This window comes from Streptomyces sp. NPDC007164, from assembly GCF_040634135.1.
Taxonomy (GTDB): Bacteria; Actinomycetota; Actinomycetes; order Streptomycetales; family Streptomycetaceae; genus Streptomyces; species Streptomyces sanglieri.
In genome coordinates, this window is record NZ_JBEYFB010000012.1 from 53,548 (window position 1) to 74,000 (window position 20,453).

Below are 20,453 nucleotides of genomic sequence, written 5' to 3' on the forward strand. Positions count from 1 at the left end.
TCAGGAGGTGCAGACCTTGCCGATCTCCGCGGCGGCGTCGGTGACCGGGGTGATGTCGGGGGTGGCGTCGCCCTTCTCGATGGAGTCGCGGACGTTGCCGACGCCCGCCTGAAGGTTGTCGACGGCCTTGCCGAGGTCGGCGTTGTCGGTCTTGTCGCCGAGGTTGCCGAGTTCCTTCTCGATCTCGTCGAGGGCTTCGGAGGCCTGCGTGGGGTCGCTGGTGGCGTTGGAGACGGCCTGCTGGAGGTTGTCGACGCTGGTGGCGATGGCATCGGCGGTGCGGACGCAGTCCAGTGCCTTGTCGACGGCACCGCAGCCGGAGGCGGCGGTGAGGGCGAGGGCGGTCAGGGTCAGCGCGACAGTGATGCGGCGGTGGCGGGCGGCCTTGGCCATGGTGCGGTTCCTCCCCGGATGCGGATACGCGGACGGGCGCACGGTTCGACCCGTGCGCCCGTGTTCGTAACGACGCGCTGTGGTGCGTATTTGGTTGCTTCTTTACTCGCCCGGAGTGGCGGGTCTACTCGCCCGGAGTGGCGGGGCTACTCGCCCGGAGTGGCGGGGCTACTCGCCCGGAGTGGCGGGGCTACTCGCCCAGGGTGCGGGCGAGGGCGTCGTTCTGGAAGACGGTGAGGTCCGCGCAGCCCGCGGTGGCTAGGTCGAGGAGGGCGCCGAGTTCCTTGCGGTCGAAGGGGGTTGCCTCGGCGGTGCCCTGGACCTCGACGAAGCGGCCGTCGCCGGTGCAGACGACGTTCATGTCGGTCTCGGCGCGGACGTCCTCCTCATAGCAGAGGTCGAGGAGGGGGGTGCCGTCGACGATGCCGACGCTGACCGCGGAGACGGTGTCGGTCAGCGGCTTGCGGCCGTGCTTGACGATCTTCTTGTGCTGGGCCCAGCCGATGGCGTCGGCGAGGGCGACGTAGGCGCCGGTGATGGCGGCGGTGCGGGTGCCGCCGTCGGCCTGGAGGACGTCGCAGTCCAGGACGATGGTGTTCTCACCGAGGGCCTTGTAGTCGATGACGGCGCGCAGGGAACGGCCGATGAGCCGGCTGATCTCGTGGGTGCGGCCGCCGATCTTGCCGCGTACGGATTCGCGGTCGCCGCGGGTGTTGGTGGAGCGGGGCAGCATGGAGTACTCGGCGGTGACCCAGCCTTCGCCGCTGCCCTTGCGCCAGCGCGGGACGCCTTCGGTGACGGAGGCGGTGCAGAAGACCTTGGTGTCGCCGAAGGAGATGAGTACGGATCCTTCGGCGTGCTTGCTCCATCCGCGTTCGATGGTGACGGGGCGGAGCTGTTCGGGGGTGCGGCCGTCGATACGAGACATGGCGTCGACTTTATCGGGTGCGGGGGCGGCGCCCGTTCGGGTGCGGGGCGGTCCCGGCCGGCCGCCGTCCGGGTGCGCGACAGACCCCGTCCGGGCGGGCGGGGCCTGTGCGGAGCCGAGCGGCCGGCTCAGCGAAGGGCTGGGCGGTGGCCGGTCACATCATGTCTTCGATGTCGGCGGCGATGGGGTCGGCGTCGGTGCCGATGACGACCTGGATCGCGGTGCCCATCTTGACGACGCCGTGCGCCCCGGCGGCCTTGAGCGCGGCTTCGTCGACCTTGCTGGGGTCGTGGACCTCGGTGCGGAGGCGGGTGATGCAGCCTTCGATCTCGTCGATGTTCTCGATACCGCCGAGCCCGGCGACGATCTTCTCAGCCTTGCTGGCCATGGCCTTCTCCCTGGTTCTTCACATGCGTGCGACGGCCCACCCTGGGTCCGTTTCGTCACCGTAACGCACGTTTGGCCCAGCTTCGCGAGCGGGTGGCTGGACCGTCCCCAATGATGACGATCACCGGTGCCCTGTCTTCCAGGCGGGTTACGCACCGTACCTCAACTGGTCTACACCAGTCTGCAACGACCGCCGAACGCGCCTTGTTCCGGGAGGACGCCGATGAGTTCGAGCAGCGCCGCAGTGCCACAGAAGACGTGGTGGAACGGCCTCTTCCAAGGTCTCCAGAAGATGGGGCGCAGCCTCCAGCTGCCGATCGCCGTTCTGCCCGCGGCCGGCATTCTGAACCGGTTGGGCCAGCCGGACGTATTCGGCGACGAGGGCCTGGGCTGGAACAACATCGCCAGGGTGTTCGCGGCGGCGGGCGGTGCGCTGCTCGACTCGGGGCTCGGCCTTCCGCTGCTGTTCTGCGTCGGTGTCGCGATCGGTATGGCGAAGAAGTCGGACGGTTCGACCGCGCTCGCCGCGGTGGCCGGCTTCCTCGTCTATTACGCGGTGCTGCACGCCTTCCCGGTGGACTGCGCCCCGGGTTCGACGTTCACCTCGGGCGGCACGTGGTTCGGCACCTGTGTGACCGGCGACGCCAAGGTCACGGCGGCCGAGTACCAGAACCCGGGGGTGTTCGGCGGCATTGTGATGGGGCTGCTGTCCGCCTGGTTCTGGCAGCGGTACCACCGGGTCAAGCTGGTGGACTGGCTGGGCTTCTTCAACGGCCGCCGTCTCGTCCCGATCATCATGGCCTTCGTCGGGCTGCTCTTCGCGGGCCTGTGCGCCTGGCTGTGGCAGCCGATCGGTGACGGTCTGACCAGCTTCTCCAAGTGGCTGGTGGACCTGGACTGGGTGGGCTCCGGCATCTTCGGTCTCGCCAACCGCGCGCTGCTGGTCATCGGCCTCCACCAGTTCCTGAACACCTTCGTCTGGTTCCAGTTCGGCGACTTCACCAAGCCGGACGGCACGGTCGTGCACGGTGACATCAACCGGTTCCTGGCGGGCGACCCGACGGCCGGACAGTTCACCTCGGGCTTCTTCCCGATCATGATGTTCGCCCTCCCCGCGGCGGCGCTGGCGATCTATCACTGCGCCAAGCCGCATCGCCGGAAGGCGGTCGGCGGCATGATGCTCTCGGTCGGCCTGACGTCGTTCGTGACGGGCATCACCGAGCCGATCGAGTACTCGTTCCTCTTCGTCGCACCGCTGCTGTACGGGATCCACGCGGTGCTCACCGGTGTCTCGATGGCGGTGACGTGGGCGCTCGGGGTGAAGGACGGCTTCAGCTTCTCGGCGGGTCTGATCGACTACGTCATCAACTGGAGCCTGGCCACGAAACCGTGGCTGATCATCCCCATCGGCCTGGTCTTCGCCGCCGTGTATTACGCGATCTTCCGGTTCGCGATCACCAGGTTCAACCTCCAGACACCGGGCCGCGAGCCCGATGAGCTGGAGGAGGAAATCGAGAGGAACCTCACGAAGTAGCAGCTCGGACGGGCTTCGGGCCCGCCCGGAGCAGGCCCCGAAGACCCCCGGACCCATGTGGTCCGGGGGTCTTCGTCATGTCACCGAGCGTGGGTGATGGCTCATGCGAAGTAGTCGGAATTTGCAGGTTCCTTATCTATCACTCACCGTGCTACAACTGGTCTACACCACTGAGTGGTCCAGACCACGTGGCGCTCTGCCGCGTATTTCGAGTCGCCGCCTCCCCCCTCAACGACCCGGGCGGCGCCTTGTCCAATGGAGGAAGTTGATGTCCACGGCAGACACCGCACCCGCGGTCACCAAGAAGAAGGGTGCCGGCGTGATGTCGGTCATGCAGCGCATCGGCCGCAGTCTCATGCTGCCGGTCGCGGTGCTGCCCGCGGCCGCGCTTCTGGTGCGCCTCGGCAACGACGACATGCTCGGCAGGGCCTCGTTCCCGGACTTCGTCACCAAGATCGCGAGCTTCATGGCCGCGGGTGGCAACGCGATCCTCGACAACATGGCGCTGCTGTTCGCCGTCGGCATCGCGATCGGCTTCGCGAAGAAGTCGGACGGTTCGACCGCGCTCGCGGCCGTCACCGGCTACCTGGTCTTCCAGAAGGTGCTCGCCACCTTCACCGACAGCAACCTTCCGCAGGTCGCGAAGGTGGTCGACGGCAAGATCGTCATGACGGACGCCCCCGTGGACGCCAAGGTCCTCGGCGGTGTGGTGATGGGCATCGTCGTCGCGCTGCTCTACCAGAAGTTCTACCGGACGAAGCTGCCCGCCTGGGCCGGCTTCTTCGGCGGCCGCCGCCTGGTCCCGATCCTCTCCGCCTTCGCGGGCCTGGTCATCGGCATCGTCTTCGGTTACATCTGGCCGGTCCTCGGCACCGGGCTGCACAACTTCGGCGAGTGGCTGGTCGGTTCCGGCGCGGTCGGTGCGGGCATCTTCGGTGTCGCCAACCGTGCGCTGATCCCGGTCGGCATGCACCACCTGCTGAACTCGTTCCCGTGGTTCCAGGCCGGTGAGTTCCACGGCAAGAGCGGCGACATCAACCGCTTCCTGGCCGGTGACCCGACGGCCGGACAGTTCATGACCGGCTTCTTCCCGATCATGATGTTCGCCCTCCCGGCCGCGTGCCTCGCCATCGTGCACTGCGCCCGCCCGGAGCGCCGCAAGGTCGTCGGCGGCATGATGTTCTCGCTCGCGCTCACCGCGTTCGTGACCGGTGTCACCGAGCCGATCGAGTTCACCTTCATGTTCATCGCCCCGGTGCTGTACGCGATCCACGCGGTGCTCACCGGTGTCTCGATGGCCCTCACCTGGGGCCTCGGCATGAAGGACGGCTTCGGCTTCTCCGCCGGTGCGGTCGACTTCTTCCTGAACCTCGGCATCGCGAGCAAGCCGTGGATGCTGGTGCTGGTCGGCCTCTGCTTCGCGGTGATCTACTACGTGGTCTTCCGCTTCGCGATCACCAAGTTCAACCTGCCGACTCCGGGCCGCGAGTCGGACGAGGAGCTCGCCGAGCTCCTCAAGGCCGAGGCGAAGTAACCCTAGCCCGCCGTACGTCGAAGCCCTCACCTCCCCGGCGGGAGGTGAGGGCTTCGTCGTGTCCGCGACGGGGGCTGGGGCCAAAGGCCCTAGACCTCGTACACCGCCCCGGGCACCGCGACCTCCGCCGGTCCGTCGAAGACCACGCGGGCGTCGGCCAGGTTGCGGTCGGCGTCGGTCCACGGCGGGATGTGGGTGAGGACCAGGCGCCCCACGCCGGCCCGGGCGGCGACCTCGCCCGCCTCGCGGCCGTTGAGGTGGAGGTCCGGGATGTCCTCCTTGCCATGGATGAACGATGCTTCACACAGGAACAGGTCGACGCCCTCGGCGAGTTCGTCCAGTGCCTCGCAGGGCCCCGTGTCGCCGGAGTACGCCAGCGAGCGGCCGCCGTGCTCGATGCGGATCCCGAAGGTTTCGACGGGGTGGCAGAGCTTCTCGGTACGGACGGAGAAGGGGCCGATCTCGAACGATCCGGGCTTCAGCGTGTGGAAGTCGAAGACCTCGCTCATCGCGTGCTCGGACGGGGTGTCGGCGTGCGCGGTGGTCAGCCGCTGTTCGGTGCCCTCGGGCCCGTGGACCGGGATGGGGGCGGGGCGTCCGCCGTCGTGCCGGTAGTAGCGGACGACGAAGTACGCGCACATGTCGATGCAGTGATCGGCATGGAGGTGACTGAGGAAAATGGCGTCGAGGTCATAGAGACCGACATGGCGCTGCAGCTCGCCGAGGGCGCCGTTGCCCATGTCGAGGAGCAGCCTGAAGCCGTCGGCCTCTACGAGGTAGCTCGAACACGCTGATCCCGCGGACGGGAACGAGCCGGAGCAGCCGACGACGGTGAGCTTCATGGAGCGTGAACCTCCGAGACGTGGGAACGGGGAGGGTTCGTGCGGTCTGTTGAGCGGTTCGTCGAGCGTAAGGCGCGAAACAGCCGGTCGCTCCTCCACGGCCGTCCGTTGTGGGGGAACTCACCTGCTCTGTCACCGGTTCGATGGAAGCGGTGGTGACGCCGGTACGGTCGGGACATGGACATGTCCTGGTGGTGGATCGCGCTCGTTCTTGTCGTGCTGCTCGCGCTCGTCGCGGCGGTCGCCGATGGGCGGGGGCGGGGCGGGCGCCCACCCCGTGGACGTTCCCGCAGGTCGGCGGGGACGGAGGGGGCGCGTTCCGGTGGGCGTCCGGGCGGCCGGACGCGCCCGCCGGCGGGGCCCGGTCGTGGGCCGGGGCCGGAGCGGCGGCCGCGGCCGGGCGAGATCTGGTGGGCCGAGGTGCCGTACGAGGACGGGCCCGGGGCGAAGGACCGGCCCTGTCTGGTGCTGTCGGTACGGGGTGGCTCGGCGCTCGTCGCGAAGATCACCAGCAAGCATCACGAGGACCGGCCCGGGGTGATCGCACTGCCCGCGGGAACGGTGGGCGACGCTCGGGACCGGGCGAGCTTCCTGGAGACGGACGAGCTGCGGGAGGTGGCGGTGCGCGGGTTCCGGCGCCGGGTGGGGGTCGTGGACCCGGGGGTGTGGGAGCGGGTGCGGAACCTCGGATGAGGTGAGGTCCCGGACGGGGTGAGGTGCGCCCGCGCCGGGCGCACCTCCCCGAAGGCGGTCAGGCCCAGAGCTGGCCGTGCAGGGTTTCGATGGCTGCTTCCGTGGTCGGGGCGGTGTAGACGCCCGTCGACAGGTACTTCCAGCCGCCGTCCGCGACGACGAAGACGATGTCGGCCGGCTCCCCCGCCTTGACGGCCTTGTTGCCCACGCCGATCGCCGCGTGGAGTGCGGCGCCGGTGGAGACGCCCGCGAAGATGCCCTCCTGCTGGAGGAGTTCGCGGGTGCGGGTGACGGCGTCGGCCGAGCCGACGGAGAAGCGGGTGGTGAGGACCGAGGCGTCGTAGAGCTCGGGGACGAAGCCCTCGTCGAGGTTGCGGAGTCCGTAGACCAGGTCGTCGTAGCGCGGCTCGGCGGCGACGATCCTGATGTCCGGCTTGTGTTCGCGCAGGTAGCGGCCGACGCCCATGAGCGTGCCCGTGGTGCCGAGGCCGGCCACGAAGTGGGTGATGGACGGGAGGTCGGTAAGGATCTCCGGGCCGGTGGTGGCGTAGTGGGCGCCCGCGTTGTCCGGGTTTCCGTACTGGTAGAGCATGACCCAGTCGGGGTGCTCGGCGGCCAGTTCCTTGGCGACGCGGACGGCCGTGTTGGAGCCGCCCGCCGCCGGGGAGGAGATGATCTCGGCGCCCCACATGGCGAGCAGGTCGCGCCGCTCCTGGGAGGTGTTCTCGGGCATGACGCACACGATGCGGTAGCCCTTGAGCTTGGCCGCCATGGCGAGCGAGATTCCGGTGTTGCCGCTGGTGGGCTCCAGGATGGTGCAGCCGGGGGTCAACCGGCCGTCCTTCTCCGCCTGTTCGACCATGTGGAGCGCGGGGCGGTCCTTGATCGAGCCGGTGGGGTTGCGGTCCTCCAGCTTGGCCCAGATCCGGACGTCGTCGGAGGGTGACAGCCGCGGCAGGCGGACGAGCGGGGTGTTGCCCACCGCGGCGAGCGGGCTGTCGTACCGCATCAGTTCATGCCGCCGGCGACGGCCGGGAGGATGGTGACGTTGTCGCCGTCGCTGAGCTTGGTGGAGATGCCGTCGAGGAAGCGGACGTCCTCGTCGTTGAGGTAGACGTTCACGAAGCGGCGGAGTTCGTCGCCGTCGACGATGCGCTCGCGGATGCCGTTGTGGCGGCTCTCCAGGTCCGTGAAGAGGTCGGCGAGGGTCGCTCCGTTGCCCTCGACGGCCTTGGCGCCGCCGGTGTAGGTGCGGAGGATGGTCGGGATGCGGACCTCGATGGCCATGGCGTGGGCTCCTGTCGGAAGCGGAGAGGTGGCGTGGGGCGCGCGGCTGGGCCCCCGCGCGGGGGTGGTGCGTACGTGTTGGTGTTCGGGCCGCGGGCCCTGCTCAGGCCTTGCGGCCGGCGGGCAGGCGGCACGTACAGATCGCGCTGCAGAGCCTGCACAGGTCGACGTGCAGCCGCGCGACGAGCAGCACGCCCGGCGTCTTGTCGCTCACGTCATGGAGAACCATGCGCTCATCGTATCGATTCCCGGCCCGTAATCCCGAGTGTGATCTCACCTGATGGATGCCGGGTGTTCGACAGGTGGACGGGGCCGTCGGTGAGTGCGGTCCCGTCCGGCCCGGTGTCCGGCGGTACGGCGGGGTCAGGCGGGTTCGTACGCCTCGACGACCTGGACGTCCTCCTCGGTGATCACGCCGTCCACGATGCGGTACGAGCGGAACTGGAAGGGGCCCGCGTCGTCGGTGTCCGCCGTGGAGACGAGGACGTAGTGGGCGCCGGGTTCGTTGGCGTAGGTGACGTCGGTGCGGGAGGGGTAGGCCTCGGTCGCGGTGTGGGAGTGGTAGACGATCACCGGCTCCTCGTCGCGGTCGTCCATCTCGCGGTAGAGCTTGAGGAGGTCGGCCGAGTCGAACTCGTAGAAGGTGGGCGAGCGGGCGGCGTTGAGCATCGGGATGAACCGTTCGGGGCGGCCGGTCCCGGCCGGGCCCGCGACCACGCCGCACGCCTCGTCGGGGTGGTCGGCACGGGAGTGCGCGACGATCTGGTCGTACAGCGCCTGGGTGATGGTCAGCATTTCGCCAGGATAGGCATGCGGGCCCGGCCGTACCGAAGTGTGGTACGACGGGGCCCGCATGGTGGACATGGCCGCCGGGGCGGCCGGGGGGGGGTGGAGAGGGCTCAGTTCTTCGCGAAGGCCTTGTTCTCGGGGTTGCGGGCCTTGAGGACCATGTACGAGATACCGAGGAGCGCGGCCCAGAGCGGGGCGCAGTACAGCGAGATCCTGGTTTCCTTGTCGATGCCCATCATCACGATGACCATGGCGATGAAGAACAGTGCGAAGACGCTGGTGTACGGGGCGCCGGGGGCCCGGAAGGCGGACCGCGGGAGCACGCCGAGGTCGGAGAGGCGCCGGTAGCGGAGCTGGCTGATCAGGATCATGATCCAGGCCCACATGCCGGAGATGGTGGCGAACGAGACGACGTAGGTGAAGGCGTCACCGGGCCACTGGTAGTTGATCCAGACACCGACGAGCATCAGGGCGGCGGAGAAGGTGGTGCCGACGAGCGGGGTGCCGCTCCTGGTGAGCCGGGTGAAGAACTTCGGGCCCTGCCCGTTGAGTGCGAGGTCGCGCAGCATGCGGCCGGTGGAGTACATGCCGGAGTTGCAGGAGGAGAGCGCGGCGGTCAGCACGACGAAGTTGACGATGCCGGCGCCGAGGCCGAGGCCCATCTCCTTGAAGGCGGCGACGAACGGCGAGACGTCGGGCTGGAACTCGGTCCACGGGACCACGGAGAGGATCATGATGAGGGCGCCGACGTAGAAGACGGCGATGCGCCACGGCACGGTGTTGATGGCCTTGGGCAGGACGGTCTTCGGGTCCTTGGACTCGCCCGCGGTGACGCCGACCAGCTCGACGGCGAGGAATGCGAACATCACGATCTGCAGCGTCATCAGGGTGCCCTTGATGCCGTGCGGGAAGAATCCGCCATCGGCCCAGAGGTGGGTGACGGACGCGGTGTCCCCGGCGTCGGAGAAGCCGAGGGTGAGAATTCCGGCGCAGATGAGGATCATGCCGACGATGGCGGTGACCTTGACCATCGAGAACCAGAATTCGAGTTCACCGAAGAGTTTCACGGAGATCAGGTTCACCCCGTACAGGATGACTGTGAAGATCAACGCGGAAACCCATTGTGGAATGTCGAACCAGAACGTCATGTACTGGGCCGCGGCGGTGACTTCGGTGATTCCGGTGACGACCCAGAACAGCCAGTAGGTCCAGCCGGTGACGAAGCCCGCGAAGGGGCCGATGAATTCACGGGCGTACTCGGAGAAGGAACCCGAGACCGGTCGGTACATGAGGAGTTCGCCGAGCGCCCGCATGATGAAGAAAATCACCAGACCCGCGACGGCATAGGCCAGGACGAGACTGGGCCCGGCCTTGGCGATCGCCTTTCCCGCACCGAGGAAGAGCCCGGTGCCGATGGCCCCGCCGATGGCGATCATCTGGATCTGACGGGCGCCGAGGGCCCGCTGGTATCCCTCACCGGACGCGCCGGAATCCGCGGTCTCTACGGCCTGCCCGCCGCTGTTCCCTTTGTCGACCTGCGCCGATGTCATGTGCTGCGCCTTTCTCCACACCGATCCGCGCCGTCGAGGCTGCGGATCGGGTCCTGATCCCCCCGGATATGGATGGAGTGCCGCCGGTGGTTGCCGGCCCGTAGCGCCCTCGGGAACAGGGGTGGCGTCCCCGAGTGGTCGTGAAGATTTATCACGGGCACCCGGGCGGCCCACCGGACGTTATGTGGCGTACACCACAGTTAAAAGCGGACAAGAGTTTCCTGCCGCGGCAAAGACGACCGTTCAGGTGACGGGATCGTTATTCGGATTTGAGCGTCTGTTGAGCGAACACTCGATGCTCGCCCAGAAGCGCGGCACTACGGCACTACGGCACTACGGCACCGACTGCGGGACGGCCCTTACGGCATCAGCGTTTCCACGAGCGTCTCCTGGAGCGCGCCGAGCCAGAGATAGGCCATGACCATCGGCTTTCGCGGGTCGCTGTCCGGGAGCCGGTAGAGCGAGCCGGCCTCGCCCTCGTCCTCGTCGGAGACCTCCAGGCGGGTGCCGATGGTGAGCCGGAGGTCGTTGAGGGCGCCGAGCCAGTTACGGCATTCGTCGCCGGTGAGTTCAAGTACGGCGCCGCCGTCCCCGTTGACTGTGAGCCCGTCCAGGGTGCGTACGACGGCGAGGGCGTCGGTGCGCTTGCGGGCGCGCAGGTCGTTCTCGGTGAAGCGGCGGAACTCGGCGGAGGCGGCCCGCAGTTCGGTGTCCCGGTCGCCGTACGCCTCGGGGAAGAGGCGGGCCAGGGCCGGGTCGGTGGGCGGCTCGCTGGGCCCCTCCGCGAAGAGGGCGGCGAGCGGGTCCGCGCCCTCGGCGGGCTCGTCGCCGGGTCCGATCAGTTCCAGCAGCTGGACGGCGAGGGAGCGCAGGATCGCGATCTCCACCTCGTCGAGCGCGACGGCCGCGCCGCCGCCGGGGGTGGCCTCGAAGTGGCCGGCCATGGGTTTTCTCCGATGGTGGGTCGGGCGGGGCAGGAGTCGGGCGAACGGGCGAACGGGCGAACGGGCGGGGAGGTCCGGCGGGGAGGTCTAGTTGCGGTCCTGCGTGAGCGTGGCCCACAGTCCGTAGCCGTGCATGGCCTGGACGTCGCGCTCCATCTCCTCGCGGCTGCCGCTGGAGACGACCGCGCGCCCCTTCTGGTGGACGTCCAGCATCAGCTTGTGCGCCTTGTCCTTGGAGTAGCCGAAGTAGGCCTGGAAGACATAGGTCACATAGCTCATGAGATTGACCGGGTCGTTGTGGACCAGCGTCACCCAGGGGACGTCCGGCTCGGGGACGACAACACTCTCCTCGGCCGATTCGGGACGCGTGATCTCTGTGGGTGCGACGCTCACCCACCCCATGCTGCCACTCGGGAGGGGGCATCGCACAAACGACCCGAGATCTCGTCACTCTGACGAAATAGGGGTAGCATCCGAAACATGAACTCTGCGGACCTTGGGCGACGGGTCGGTGTGCCGTCGACCGCGCTCTTCACCGACCAGTACGAGCTCACGATGGTGCAGGCCGCGCTGAAGGCCGGCACGGCCGATCGGCGCTCGGTCTTCGAGGCGTTCACGCGCCGGCTTCCCGAAGGGCGGCGCTACGGCGTCGTCGCGGGCATCGGACGGGTACTGGACGCGGTGGAGAACTTCCACTTCGACGACGAGATGCTCACCTTCCTGCGCGAACAGAACGTGGTGGACGGGCCGACCCTCGCCTGGCTGGCCGATTACCGCTTCAGCGGCGACATCTGGGGCTACCCCGAGGGCGAGGTGTACTTCCCCGGCTCCCCGATCCTGCGGGTCGAGGGCTCCTTCGCCGAGTGCGTGCTGCTGGAGACGGTCTTCCTGTCGATCCTCAACCACGACTCGGCGATCGCCGCCGCGGCCTCACGGATGTCCGCCGCGGCCGGCGGGCGCGGCCTGATCGAGATGGGTGCACGGCGCACCCATGAGCTGTCGGCGGTGGCCTCGGCGCGTGCCGCGTACATCGGCGGCTTCAACACCACCTCCGACCTGGCGGCGGGCTTCCGCTACAACATCCCGACCGTCGGGACGAGCGCCCACGCCTTCACGCTGCTCCACGACACCGAGCGCGACGCATTCCGGGCCCAGGTCGATTCACTCGGCCGGGGCACGACGCTGCTGGTCGACACGTACGACGTCACCGAGGCGGTGCGTACGGCGGTCGAGGTCGCCGGGACCGAGCTGGGCGCGGTACGGATCGACTCCGGCGATCTGCTGCTGGTCGCGCACCGGGTGCGGCAGCAGCTGGACGAGCTGGGCGCCACGGAGACGAAGATCGTGGTGACCTCGGACCTGGACGAGTACGCCATCGCCTCGCTGGCGGCGGCGCCGGTCGACGCGTACGGGGTGGGCACACAGCTGGTGACCGGCAGCGGGCAGCCCACCTGCTCGATGGTCTACAAGCTCGTCGCCCGCGCCGGCTCCGCCGATCCCGCCGAGCCGCTGCGTCCGGTGGCCAAGAAGTCGCTCGGCGTGAAGTCGTCGGTGGGCGGTCGCAAGTGGGCCGCGCGCCGGCTGGACGAGTACGGGGTCGCCGAGGCCGAGGTGATCGGCACCGGCGCGGTGCCCGCCGAGCTGGCCGACCGGCAACTGCTGGTCGAGCTGGTCAGGGGCGGCGAGGTGATCGCCCGCGAACCGCTGGACGCGGCGCGCGAGCGGCACATCGCGGCGCGGGCCGGGCTGCCGATGTCGGCGGTGCAGCTGTCGCGCGGCGAGCCGGTGATTCCCACCGAGTACATGTGACGGGGGCCGTGCGGTGCGGTGGCCGGGCGACCCCGGTCACCCCCGCGACCCGTGCCAGGTCCGCCACCTCGGTCACCCCGGCAACCTCTGCCACGTCTGCCACCCCGGTCACCTCCGCAACCCCGGTCACCCCGGTCACCTCCGCAACCCCGGTCACGTCTGCGGCGCCGGACGGCGCAAAGGCCGCGTTCCGTCCCCTCGCTGTCCGGGGCCGGAGTCTCTAGGCTCGAATACGCCCCCACAACCGCCGACCGTCCCCCACCTAAGGACACCCGTCATGCACCGCGCGTTGATCGTCGTCGACGTCCAGAACGACTTCTGCGAGGGCGGCAGCCTCGCCGTGCCGGGCGGCGCAGAGGTCGCCGCCGCCGTCACCGACCTGATCGGCGACGCCCAGGCCGGGTACCGCCATGTGGTGGCCACCCGCGACCACCACATCGACCCGGGCAGCCACTTCTCCGACCATCCGGACTTCGAGAACTCCTGGCCCCCGCACTGCGTGGCCGGCACGGAGGGCGTCGGATTCCACCCGAACTTCGCCCCCGCGGTCACCTCGGGGTCGATCGACGCGGTGTTCGACAAGGGCGCCTACGCGGCGGCGTACAGCGGCTTCGAAGGCCTCGACGAGAACGGTGTGGGGCTGGCCGACTGGCTGCGGGAGCACCATGTCACCGAGGTCGACGTGGTCGGCGTCGCGACCGACCACTGTGTGCGGGCGACGGCGCTGGACGCGGTCCGGGCGGGCTTCACCACACATGTGCTGCTCGACCTGACCGCCGGGGTCGCCGAGACGACCACGGAGCGGGCGCTGGAGGAGCTGCGCAGGGCGGGCGTGAAGCTGTCCGGCAAGCCGGTGGTCTGACTCGGTCTTCACCCGGCACGGCGGGAGCCGTGGCCCCGTGTCAGGCCGTCCGCCGGACGGGTATGGCCGGGCGGAGCAGGGCCCGGATCGGGTGCCAGAGCTCCTGTGCCCGCTCCGGTCTGGCGCGCCAGAGCAGCCCGTCGGGGTGGTGCAGCACGGCGGTGATCTCGTCGGGGGTGGGCGGCTCGGCGTTGCCGCGGAGGTAGACCGCGCGCAGTCCGGCGTTGCGCAGCCGGGTCAGGGCGCGGGCCCGGTTGGCCGCGTGCACCAGGACCCGGACCGGGGTGCCGGAACCCGGCCCGTCGACCGGATGGGGCAGGGTGATCGCCACCACCACATTGCCGTCCGGCAACTTGCAGAATCCTCCGCCTGCCATGTTCCGCGCTCCCCCGTGAGACGTCGTGTCAATAAGAATCCGAACAAGACGCACCTAAACACGATCGGCCGCCGCCCGCTAGAGGGCGACGGCCGATCATGCTCTGACCTGCGGTTATGCGGAACTACTTGTGCGAGGGGCCGACCTTGACGGTGATCGTCTGGCCGCTGCGGGGCTCCTTGACGATCGAGATCCGGGTGTTCGTGTCAGGGACCTGAACACTTCCGGTCGGGTTCTCCTTGTACCAGTAGGTGCCCTTGTGGTCGTCGAAGGCCGGGATGCCGTGCTGCGACTTGATCCGGACCGGTGCGTCCGCGTTGTGCAGCGTGAAGGCGTCCGTCGAGTACCAGCTGAAGGGCGCGTCGAACGGCTGGATCTTGTTGCGGATGATCGAGCCGTCGGCCCACTTCAGGGGCTTGGCGTGCGCGTCGACCGGCAGGATCAGGCCCTGGCCCGGGTGCTGCGACACGTTGTTGTCCTTCTGGGACTTGTCCCAGAGCCAGACGAGCAGACCGTTCTGGTACGGGTAGTGCTCGACCCAGTCCGGACGGGTCTTGGAGAAGCCGAAGTTGTACGGGCCGACCTTGAGGGTCTTGTCGTAGCTGACGTACTGACGGTTCTCCGCGATGTAGTACTGCGGGTAGTCCTTGGTGAACGACTCGCCGACGCGGGAGAAGCCCTTGGCGGTCCAGCCGTTGTCGTCGCCCTCGGCGTTGTCCGTGAAGAGCGCGGCGCCGTCGGCGGTCACCGAGATGGTGTCCGCGGCGAAGCCGATGCCGCCCGCGCCGCCGTCGGTGGCGTAACGGAAGCGGACGTCGATCTTCTTGCCCGCGTACGCGTCCAGCGGGTACGAGAGCTTCTGGTACTTGCCGGAGGCATCGGTCAGGGCCGGCTTGTCACTGGCGTCGCGCGTGATCGCCTTGCCGTCGGCCGTGCCGTCGATCGCGGTCCAGCTGGTGCCGCCGTTGTCCGACACCTCGGTGTAGAGGTAGTCGTAGTCCTTCTCGATGTCCCACCAGCCCGCGAGGTCCAGGGAGGCCTTGGACTTGCCGGTCAGGTCGACCGAGCGGGTCAGGGTGTTGTTCAGGTTGTCGCCCATGTCGCTCCACCACTGCTTGGAGCCCTCCGCCGGCTTGGTGACGGCGGTGGTGACGGGCTTCTCGGGCAGCGTGACGACGAGCGCCTGCTTGTTCTTGGTGTTGTACTCCGACACGCCCAGCTTGTGGGTGGACTTCGTCGAGGCCTTGGCCTCGGCGTAGTCGAGCCAGCCCAGCTGGAGCTTGTCCCAGGCGGTCATGTCGCCGGGCAGGTCACCGATCGAGTCCTTGCCCTTGCCGAGCCAGGAACCGGCCGACATCAGGGACCAGAAACCGACCGAGTTCTCGGCGGTGTTGGTGGTGTCGTAGAGGTCCGGCAGACCCAGGTCGTGGCCGTACTCGTGGGCGAAGACGCCCAGGCCGCCGTTCTCGGGCTGCGCGGTGTAGTCGCCGACCCAGATGCCGGTGTCACCGATCTGGGCGCCGCCCGCCTTGTTCTCGGCCGGGCCGGTCGCGCCGGCGTCGGTGCCGTAGGCGTACCAGCGGTGGGCCCAGATGGCGTTCGTGCCCTCGACGCCGCCACCCGCGGACTCGTCCTCACCGGCGTGGACGATCTGGAAGTGGTCGATGTAGCCGTCGGGCTCGTTGAAGTTGCCGTCGCCGTCGTAGTCGTAACGGTCCCACTGGTCGTACTTGGCGAGATCCGTCTTGATCTGCTCGGGCGTACGGCCCTGGGCCTTCTGGTCGGCGGCCCAGGCGTTCACGCCGTCCTTGATCATGTCCCAGGCGTTGGCGCAGTTGGTCGAACCGCAGTAGTTCGAGCCGTAACGGGCCTCGTTGTAAGGCACCTTGACCCAGTCGGAGACCTCGCCGTCGACCGAGTAGCGCCCGGAGGACGTCTTCTCGTAGTACGTCTTCAGCGAGTCCTTGCCGGCGCCCTCACCGAAGTAGAGGTCCTGGAAGTGCGCCTGGTTGTAATCGGCCTGCCAGGCGGTGCTGTTGTCCTTCTTGGGGTCCGGCTTGGCTATCTTGTTGTGCAGCGGGCCGGGCGTGCCCCCGTACTTCGGGACGGCCGGCTTCGGTCCGTCGCCGTCCGGGTCGAACATGGTGGTGTTGTCGACCTTGTCGCCGAACTCCACCAGGATCGTGAAGATCTTGTCCGTCTTCTCGCGGCCGAGCTCGACGTACTTCTTGTCGTCGAGCTTGACGACCTTGGAGCCGCCCCGCTTCGAGATCTTCTTGTCGCCCGATATGACCTGCTCAAGGGCGGCCTGACGCTGTGCGTCCTGCTGCTCGCTGAACGGGCCCTTCAGGTCGTGCTCGTTGCCCTTGGCCGACCCCGGGTCACGGCGGTCGACGCTGGTGCTCTTGGCTCCCGGCGCCTTGTCGTCTGCCTGGGCCGTGGCGAAAGCCGACGCCGTGGCGGCAGTGGCGGCCATGGCCACGACAACCGCAGCGGCGCGAAGCGCCCGTCTGTTTGTGGTCACTTGATGCAGTCCTCCCCGGCGCTCGCCGCTGCGGCCAGGGGGTGATGTGGGGCCGCGCGCGCGATACGCGTCACAAGTGACGACATTCGACCGGAGTTACGCGAGAAAAGACAGATCTTGACTTGGACAGGCCAAGTGCACTATGTAGGAGAACGCTTCCGTTATCCGGACGTTCACAAAGGGCCAACCGGCGCGTCGCGGACCACGGTTGGAGCGGCAAATGACTCCGTGCGCCCCCTGTGCACCGGCACCTTGGGTTAGGCCGTGCTTACCGGTGGCTCCGCTCGGGCATCCACCGTCGTAGAGTCGCTTGACAGTGCGACCGTGTTGAGAGACCGCCCATCCGATGCCCCGAGGACGGATACCGCCATGCCGCGTCCGACAGCCGCACAGCTCTCCTACGGTTCGGTCACCGTCATCTTCTCGACCCTCGCCATGCTGCTGCTCTCCCGTACGGGGTCGGGCCTCGGCATCGCCGTCATCGGGACCGCGGCGCTCGCGCTCGGTCTGCTGGTGGCCGTGACCGTACCCCAGCCGTCACGCGCGAAAACCGCGCAGCGGGCAGGTGCCCGCTCCGCGGTCCGGGTGAATCAGGACGCGGTCTCCGCGGCCGTCGAGGCCGAGGGCCTCGCCCGCGACGGGGCCCATGCCCCGGTCCCCGCGCCCCGAGAGGCCGCACCGCGTCCCGCGGCCGCCGCGGACGAGCGCGTGAGCCGGCACTCCGTACGCCACTGAGCCACCGGGGGCCGCGGGACGGGAACGGGGCCGGGACCGCGGGAGCGCGGGACGGCGTCAGTTGGTCTGGACGACCACCGTCTTCGCGGCCTTGTCCTGCAGGCCCTGCCGGTACGGCTTGTCCGTGAACATGAGCACGATGTTGATCAGCCACCACAGGCACGGGCAGCACAGCAGCGCCGGCAGCCACAGCACCACGGCCCGCAGGAACGAGGCACCGGTGTCCGGCACCCGGCCGTCGTTGAGCATCGCGACGCGCAGCTTCAGCAGCCGCTTGCCGATGGTCCGGCCGTCCTTGTGCGTGAAGTACGTGTCGTAGGCGACGTACACGACCAGACCGATCAGCGACCAGATCAGCTGGTGCCCGCTGTACGTCTGGCTGAAGACATCGCCGACGCCGCTGCCGTTGCCGTTGTTGTCCGACACCTCGACCGCACCGCCCCACGGCAGCGAGATCAGATACAGCGGGATCGAGACGATCAGGAAGTCGATCAGCCGGGCCAGGATGCGCTTGCCCGGCTCCGCGAGCGGCGGCATGCCGGCCAGCGGATCCGCACCGCCGTACGGTCCACCGCCGCCGTAGGGGCCCGGATCGTACGGCGGCGGGGGCGGGGGCGGAGCGCTGTCGTACGGCGAACCCGACGACGGCGGGGGCCCATGCGGCTTCTTGAGGAACGGGTCGTCCTCGGGCGGCTGACCGGACGTCGGCTGATCGTTGCTCATGGGGGCAGTGCACCCCGCCCCGGAGGCGCCCGCAACGGCTCAGGTGCGTTCGGGGGACGCCCGGCCCCGACGGCCCTTCACCCGGTGGGCCGTCGGCCGACCGGGTGCGGTCAGCCCGCCACGAAGGTGTGTGCCGCCTTGTCGTGCCAGCACTGGCGCCACGGCCGGTCGATCAGGCACCACAGCACATTGACCACCCCGATCACAAGGATGCCCAGCACGCCGTAGACCAGCCATCGGCGCAGTGCGGCACCGAAGGACGGGGCGCCGTGGGACTCGATGCCCCGCACTTCGAGCCCGCAGATCTTCTTGCCGAGGGTGCGCCCCCACTTGGCCGTCGGCAGCGCCTCCAGCAGGACCCCGAGTACGAGGAAAGCACCGAGCACCGCGCCGAACAGGCCGGCCGTGGTGGAGTCCACCAGCCAGACGGTGACCGTCTCACCGGAGAGCTTCGCCGCGTTGATCTTCTCGTCGATGTGGTCCAGCGCCTGCGAGACGAGCGGGAAGCCGGTCGCGCCGACGACCGCCATCAGCACGACGCTGTCGATCAGCCGGGCGGCGAACCGCTTGCCGAGCCCGGCGGGCCTGGCCGCCGCCTGGGCCTGCGCGAGCTGCTGGAAGGGGTCGTCGGCCGGCGGCTTCCAGGGCACGACGGGCTGCTGGGGCTGTTGTGCCTGTTGCTGCTGTTGGGCCTGCTGGAGCTGCTGGGGCTGGGGTCGGAGCTGCGGTTGGTGCTGCTGCGCCGGAAGTTGGGGACGGGCTGCCTGAGCGGGCGGCTGGGCGGGCTGATTGCCCTGCTGCGCCCAGGGGGCCGGGTTCTGAGCCTGCGCGGGGCTCTGCGTCTGTACGGGGTTCTGCGCCGGGGCGGAGGGCTGTGCGCCCGGCCCCGGGGGGATCGCGCGGATCGCCATCGTCCCCTCCGACGCCGCCGGTTCGGTCGTCCGGCGGGCCGGCGGACCGCCGCCCTGGCCCACGGCCCGGATCGTGACCGTCCCGTCGGTGGGCGGGCGCCCCGCGTCACCGGTGCCCGCGTCCGTACCGCTGCCGGGCCGGCCCTGACGGCCGATCCTGATCGCAACGGTGTTCTCCGGAGCGGGAGAAGGCGGAGAGGGAGACGGAGACGGGGAGAGAGAGGGAGACGGAGACGGGGAGAGAGAGGGAGAGGGAGAGAGCGGGGGCAACGGAGACGGCGACGGCGACGGCGCGGGAGAGGCGGCGGGCTGTCGCGGGTCCGGCGCGGGGGCGCGGTCGGCGGGGGTACGGACCGCCGGGACGCGATCGCCCGGCACCGGGTCGGCCGGGGCGCGCTCCGCGGGCGTACGCGGATCGCTCTGCCCGTCCGGCCGGCCCTGTTCGCCGTCCGGCCCGCCCGGCTCGCCGGGCTGCCCGGCGCCGCCCCAGGAGACCCGCCGGTCGCGTTCGCCGCCGAATCCGGTCTGCCGGGAGGCGTCGGCCTGCCAGGCGGTGGCCGGTTCGGGGCGGTTGCCCGCGTACGGCCCCTCGTCCAGGAAGACCGGACCGGTCTCGTCCACCGGAGCCGGTACCGACGACTGCGGCTGCGACTGTGGCTGCGACTGCGGCTGCGGCTGCGACTGTGGCTGTGGCTGTGGCTCGGGCTGCGGCTCGGGCGCCGGTACGGAGGGTGCTTCTCCGGAGGGGGCCACAGGCGTCGGCCCACCCTGCTCAGGGGCTGGGCGGCTCGTGCCTGGCACCCACGAAGCACCGTTCCAGTACCGGACATATCCGGGAATGGACGGGTCGGGGTAGTACCCCTCGCGGGGGCTTTCGTCACCGGGTGCCGGGGTTGGGGCGCTCATCACCGTGGTCCCGTATCTCTTCGAGGCCTGAATGCAACGGGTCCACATCTACCAGACGCCCGCGTACCCCTGGGCCACTCCAGGCGTTTGAGCCTCTTTCCCGTCGCCCGAAAATTTTTCTCGGAAGTCGCGTAATAGATGGCGTGGAAGGCGCTCTCTCCCTGTGCGGGCCGGTCATAAGACCGGTCCACAGGCACCGGAAGGACGCACTCATGCACACCACCGTGGAACGCGAGCTGGAACTCAAGCTGGTCCTGTCGCCCGAGCGCAGCATCCCCGTCCCCGCCCGTCTGACGTACCGAACGGAGGACCCGTACGCCGTGCACGTGGCCTTCCACATCGGCTCCGACTTCCCGGTCCACTGGACGTTCGCCCGCGATCTGCTGGTCGAGGGCGTGTTCCGGCCGTGCGGTCACGGGGACGTCCGGATCTGGCCGACCAAGGTCGACCGGCGCAACGTCATCTTCGTCGCGCTGACCTCGCCCGACGGGAACGCGCTCCTGGAGGTGCCCTCCGCCGCGGTGGCCGCCTGGGTGGAGCGGACGCTGCGGGTGGTCCCGCCCGGCACGGAGGCCGAGCGGCTCGGGATCGACGAGGGCCTCGCCGAGCTGCTCGCCCCGCTGCCGGCCGACGACCTGTGGCTGCGCGACCCGTGGCCGTCGGACGAGTCGCAGGACGGCGAGGCGTGAGCGGGCGCCGTTCCGCCCGGCCGTCGAAACACCGGCC

General features: G+C 69.3%; 22 protein-coding genes. 7 read left to right on the top strand and 15 right to left on the bottom strand.

Translation table 11 applies throughout. From position 1 onward, the window contains the following. From ABZ622_RS17740 to ABZ622_RS17750, 3 genes are all read right to left on the bottom strand, one after another. Positions 1-393 (bottom strand): hypothetical protein, encoded by a 393-nt coding sequence (locus ABZ622_RS17740; protein ID WP_266915592.1) that lies wholly within the window; start codon positions 391-393, stop codon positions 1-3. Positions 394-583: 190 nt separating this feature from the next. Continuing rightward, on the bottom strand, positions 584-1,321 hold the full coding sequence (rph, locus tag ABZ622_RS17745) for a ribonuclease PH (RefSeq protein ID WP_360544058.1): 738 nt from the start codon (positions 1,319-1,321) through the stop codon (positions 584-586). A 154-nt stretch (positions 1,322-1,475) separates the two neighbouring features. Beyond that, the gene (locus ABZ622_RS17750) at positions 1,476-1,709 is read right to left on the bottom strand and encodes a PTS glucose/sucrose transporter subunit IIB (RefSeq protein ID WP_014156020.1); all 234 of its coding nucleotides are present in this window, start codon (positions 1,707-1,709) and stop codon (positions 1,476-1,478) included. Positions 1,710-1,931: 222 nt separating this feature from the next. Between ABZ622_RS17750 and ABZ622_RS17755 the strand changes: the two genes are divergently transcribed. Then, on the top strand, positions 1,932-3,242 hold the full coding sequence (locus ABZ622_RS17755) for a PTS transporter subunit EIIC (RefSeq protein ID WP_360544060.1): 1,311 nt from the start codon (positions 1,932-1,934) through the stop codon (positions 3,240-3,242). A 268-nt stretch (positions 3,243-3,510) separates the two neighbouring features. Then, positions 3,511-4,776, top strand: coding sequence for a PTS transporter subunit EIIC (locus ABZ622_RS17760; RefSeq protein WP_360544062.1), 1,266 nt, complete (start codon positions 3,511-3,513; stop codon positions 4,774-4,776). Positions 4,777-4,865: 89 nt separating this feature from the next. On the opposite strand, the gene ABZ622_RS17765 is transcribed toward ABZ622_RS17760, so the two are convergent. Beyond that, positions 4,866-5,618: an MBL fold metallo-hydrolase gene (locus ABZ622_RS17765; RefSeq protein ID WP_360544064.1), complete on the bottom strand. Its 753-nt coding sequence runs from the start codon at positions 5,616-5,618 to the stop codon at positions 4,866-4,868. 177 nt (positions 5,619-5,795) lie between these two features. Here ABZ622_RS17765 and ABZ622_RS17770 point away from each other — a divergent pair, with 177 nt between their 5' ends. Next, entirely contained in the window at positions 5,796-6,311 is a 516-nt protein-coding gene (locus tag ABZ622_RS17770) for a type II toxin-antitoxin system PemK/MazF family toxin (protein WP_360544066.1), read from the top strand. A gap of 58 nt (positions 6,312-6,369) precedes the next feature. Here ABZ622_RS17770 and ABZ622_RS17775 read toward each other — a convergent pair whose 3' ends face one another. The 7 genes from ABZ622_RS17775 to clpS form a co-directional block, all read right to left on the bottom strand. After that, positions 6,370-7,320: a cysteine synthase gene (locus ABZ622_RS17775; RefSeq protein ID WP_360544068.1), complete on the bottom strand. Its 951-nt coding sequence runs from the start codon at positions 7,318-7,320 to the stop codon at positions 6,370-6,372. Then, positions 7,320-7,598 carry a MoaD family protein gene (locus tag ABZ622_RS17780; protein WP_259935048.1) on the bottom strand — a complete coding sequence of 93 codons (279 nt, stop codon included), beginning with the start codon at positions 7,596-7,598 and terminating at the stop codon, positions 7,320-7,322. The genes ABZ622_RS17775 and ABZ622_RS17780 overlap by 1 nt, the downstream gene beginning before the upstream one ends. 103 nt (positions 7,599-7,701) lie before the next feature. Then, the gene (locus ABZ622_RS17785) at positions 7,702-7,827 is read right to left on the bottom strand and encodes a putative leader peptide (RefSeq protein WP_360544070.1); all 126 of its coding nucleotides are present in this window, start codon (positions 7,825-7,827) and stop codon (positions 7,702-7,704) included. 134 nt (positions 7,828-7,961) lie between these two features. Continuing rightward, entirely contained in the window at positions 7,962-8,393 is a 432-nt protein-coding gene (locus tag ABZ622_RS17790; RefSeq protein WP_360544072.1) for a M67 family metallopeptidase, read from the bottom strand. Between the two features lie 104 nt (positions 8,394-8,497). After that, positions 8,498-9,937 carry an amino acid permease gene (locus tag ABZ622_RS17795; RefSeq protein WP_360544074.1) on the bottom strand — a complete coding sequence of 480 codons (1,440 nt, stop codon included), beginning with the start codon at positions 9,935-9,937 and terminating at the stop codon, positions 8,498-8,500. A gap of 359 nt (positions 9,938-10,296) precedes the next feature. Continuing rightward, positions 10,297-10,881 (bottom strand): DUF2017 domain-containing protein, encoded by a 585-nt coding sequence (locus tag ABZ622_RS17800; RefSeq protein WP_360544076.1) that lies wholly within the window; start codon positions 10,879-10,881, stop codon positions 10,297-10,299. Positions 10,882-10,968: 87 nt separating this feature from the next. After that, positions 10,969-11,283 carry an ATP-dependent Clp protease adapter ClpS gene (clpS, locus tag ABZ622_RS17805; RefSeq protein ID WP_360544078.1) on the bottom strand — a complete coding sequence of 105 codons (315 nt, stop codon included), beginning with the start codon at positions 11,281-11,283 and terminating at the stop codon, positions 10,969-10,971. A 78-nt stretch (positions 11,284-11,361) separates the two neighbouring features. Here clpS and ABZ622_RS17810 point away from each other — a divergent pair, with 78 nt between their 5' ends. Next, positions 11,362-12,690: a nicotinate phosphoribosyltransferase gene (locus ABZ622_RS17810; protein ID WP_360544080.1), complete on the top strand. Its 1,329-nt coding sequence runs from the start codon at positions 11,362-11,364 to the stop codon at positions 12,688-12,690. 277 nt (positions 12,691-12,967) lie between these two features. Then, positions 12,968-13,552, top strand: coding sequence for a nicotinamidase (locus ABZ622_RS17815; protein ID WP_360544082.1), 585 nt, complete (start codon positions 12,968-12,970; stop codon positions 13,550-13,552). Between the two features lie 40 nt (positions 13,553-13,592). Here the strand turns inward: ABZ622_RS17815 and ABZ622_RS17820 are convergent, their stop codons facing one another. Together ABZ622_RS17820 and ABZ622_RS17825 are read right to left on the bottom strand one after the other, a co-directional pair. Beyond that, positions 13,593-13,928: a hypothetical protein gene (locus ABZ622_RS17820; RefSeq protein ID WP_266915580.1), complete on the bottom strand. Its 336-nt coding sequence runs from the start codon at positions 13,926-13,928 to the stop codon at positions 13,593-13,595. 124 nt (positions 13,929-14,052) lie between these two features. Beyond that, positions 14,053-16,452, bottom strand: coding sequence for an immune inhibitor A domain-containing protein (locus ABZ622_RS17825; RefSeq protein WP_360544084.1), 2,400 nt, complete (start codon positions 16,450-16,452; stop codon positions 14,053-14,055). 369 nt (positions 16,453-16,821) lie between these two features. On the opposite strand from ABZ622_RS17825, the gene ABZ622_RS17830 reads away from it, so the two are divergent. Continuing rightward, positions 16,822-17,187, top strand: coding sequence for a hypothetical protein (locus ABZ622_RS17830; RefSeq protein WP_360544086.1), 366 nt, complete (start codon positions 16,822-16,824; stop codon positions 17,185-17,187). 57 nt (positions 17,188-17,244) lie between these two features. Here the strand turns inward: ABZ622_RS17830 and ABZ622_RS17835 are convergent, their stop codons facing one another. Both ABZ622_RS17835 and ABZ622_RS17840 read right to left on the bottom strand, forming a co-directional pair. Next, positions 17,245-17,910, bottom strand: a complete 666-nt coding sequence (locus ABZ622_RS17835; RefSeq protein WP_360544088.1) for an RDD family protein — start codon at positions 17,908-17,910, stop codon at positions 17,245-17,247. A gap of 110 nt (positions 17,911-18,020) precedes the next feature. Continuing rightward, complete coding sequence (locus ABZ622_RS17840) at positions 18,021-19,727, bottom strand: RDD family protein (RefSeq protein WP_360544090.1); 1,707 nt, start codon at positions 19,725-19,727, stop codon at positions 18,021-18,023. 212 nt (positions 19,728-19,939) lie between these two features. Here ABZ622_RS17840 and ABZ622_RS17845 point away from each other — a divergent pair, with 212 nt between their 5' ends. Continuing rightward, positions 19,940-20,416: an SsgA family sporulation/cell division regulator gene (locus ABZ622_RS17845; RefSeq protein ID WP_360544092.1), complete on the top strand. Its 477-nt coding sequence runs from the start codon at positions 19,940-19,942 to the stop codon at positions 20,414-20,416. Positions 20,417-20,453 lie beyond the last annotated feature (37 nt).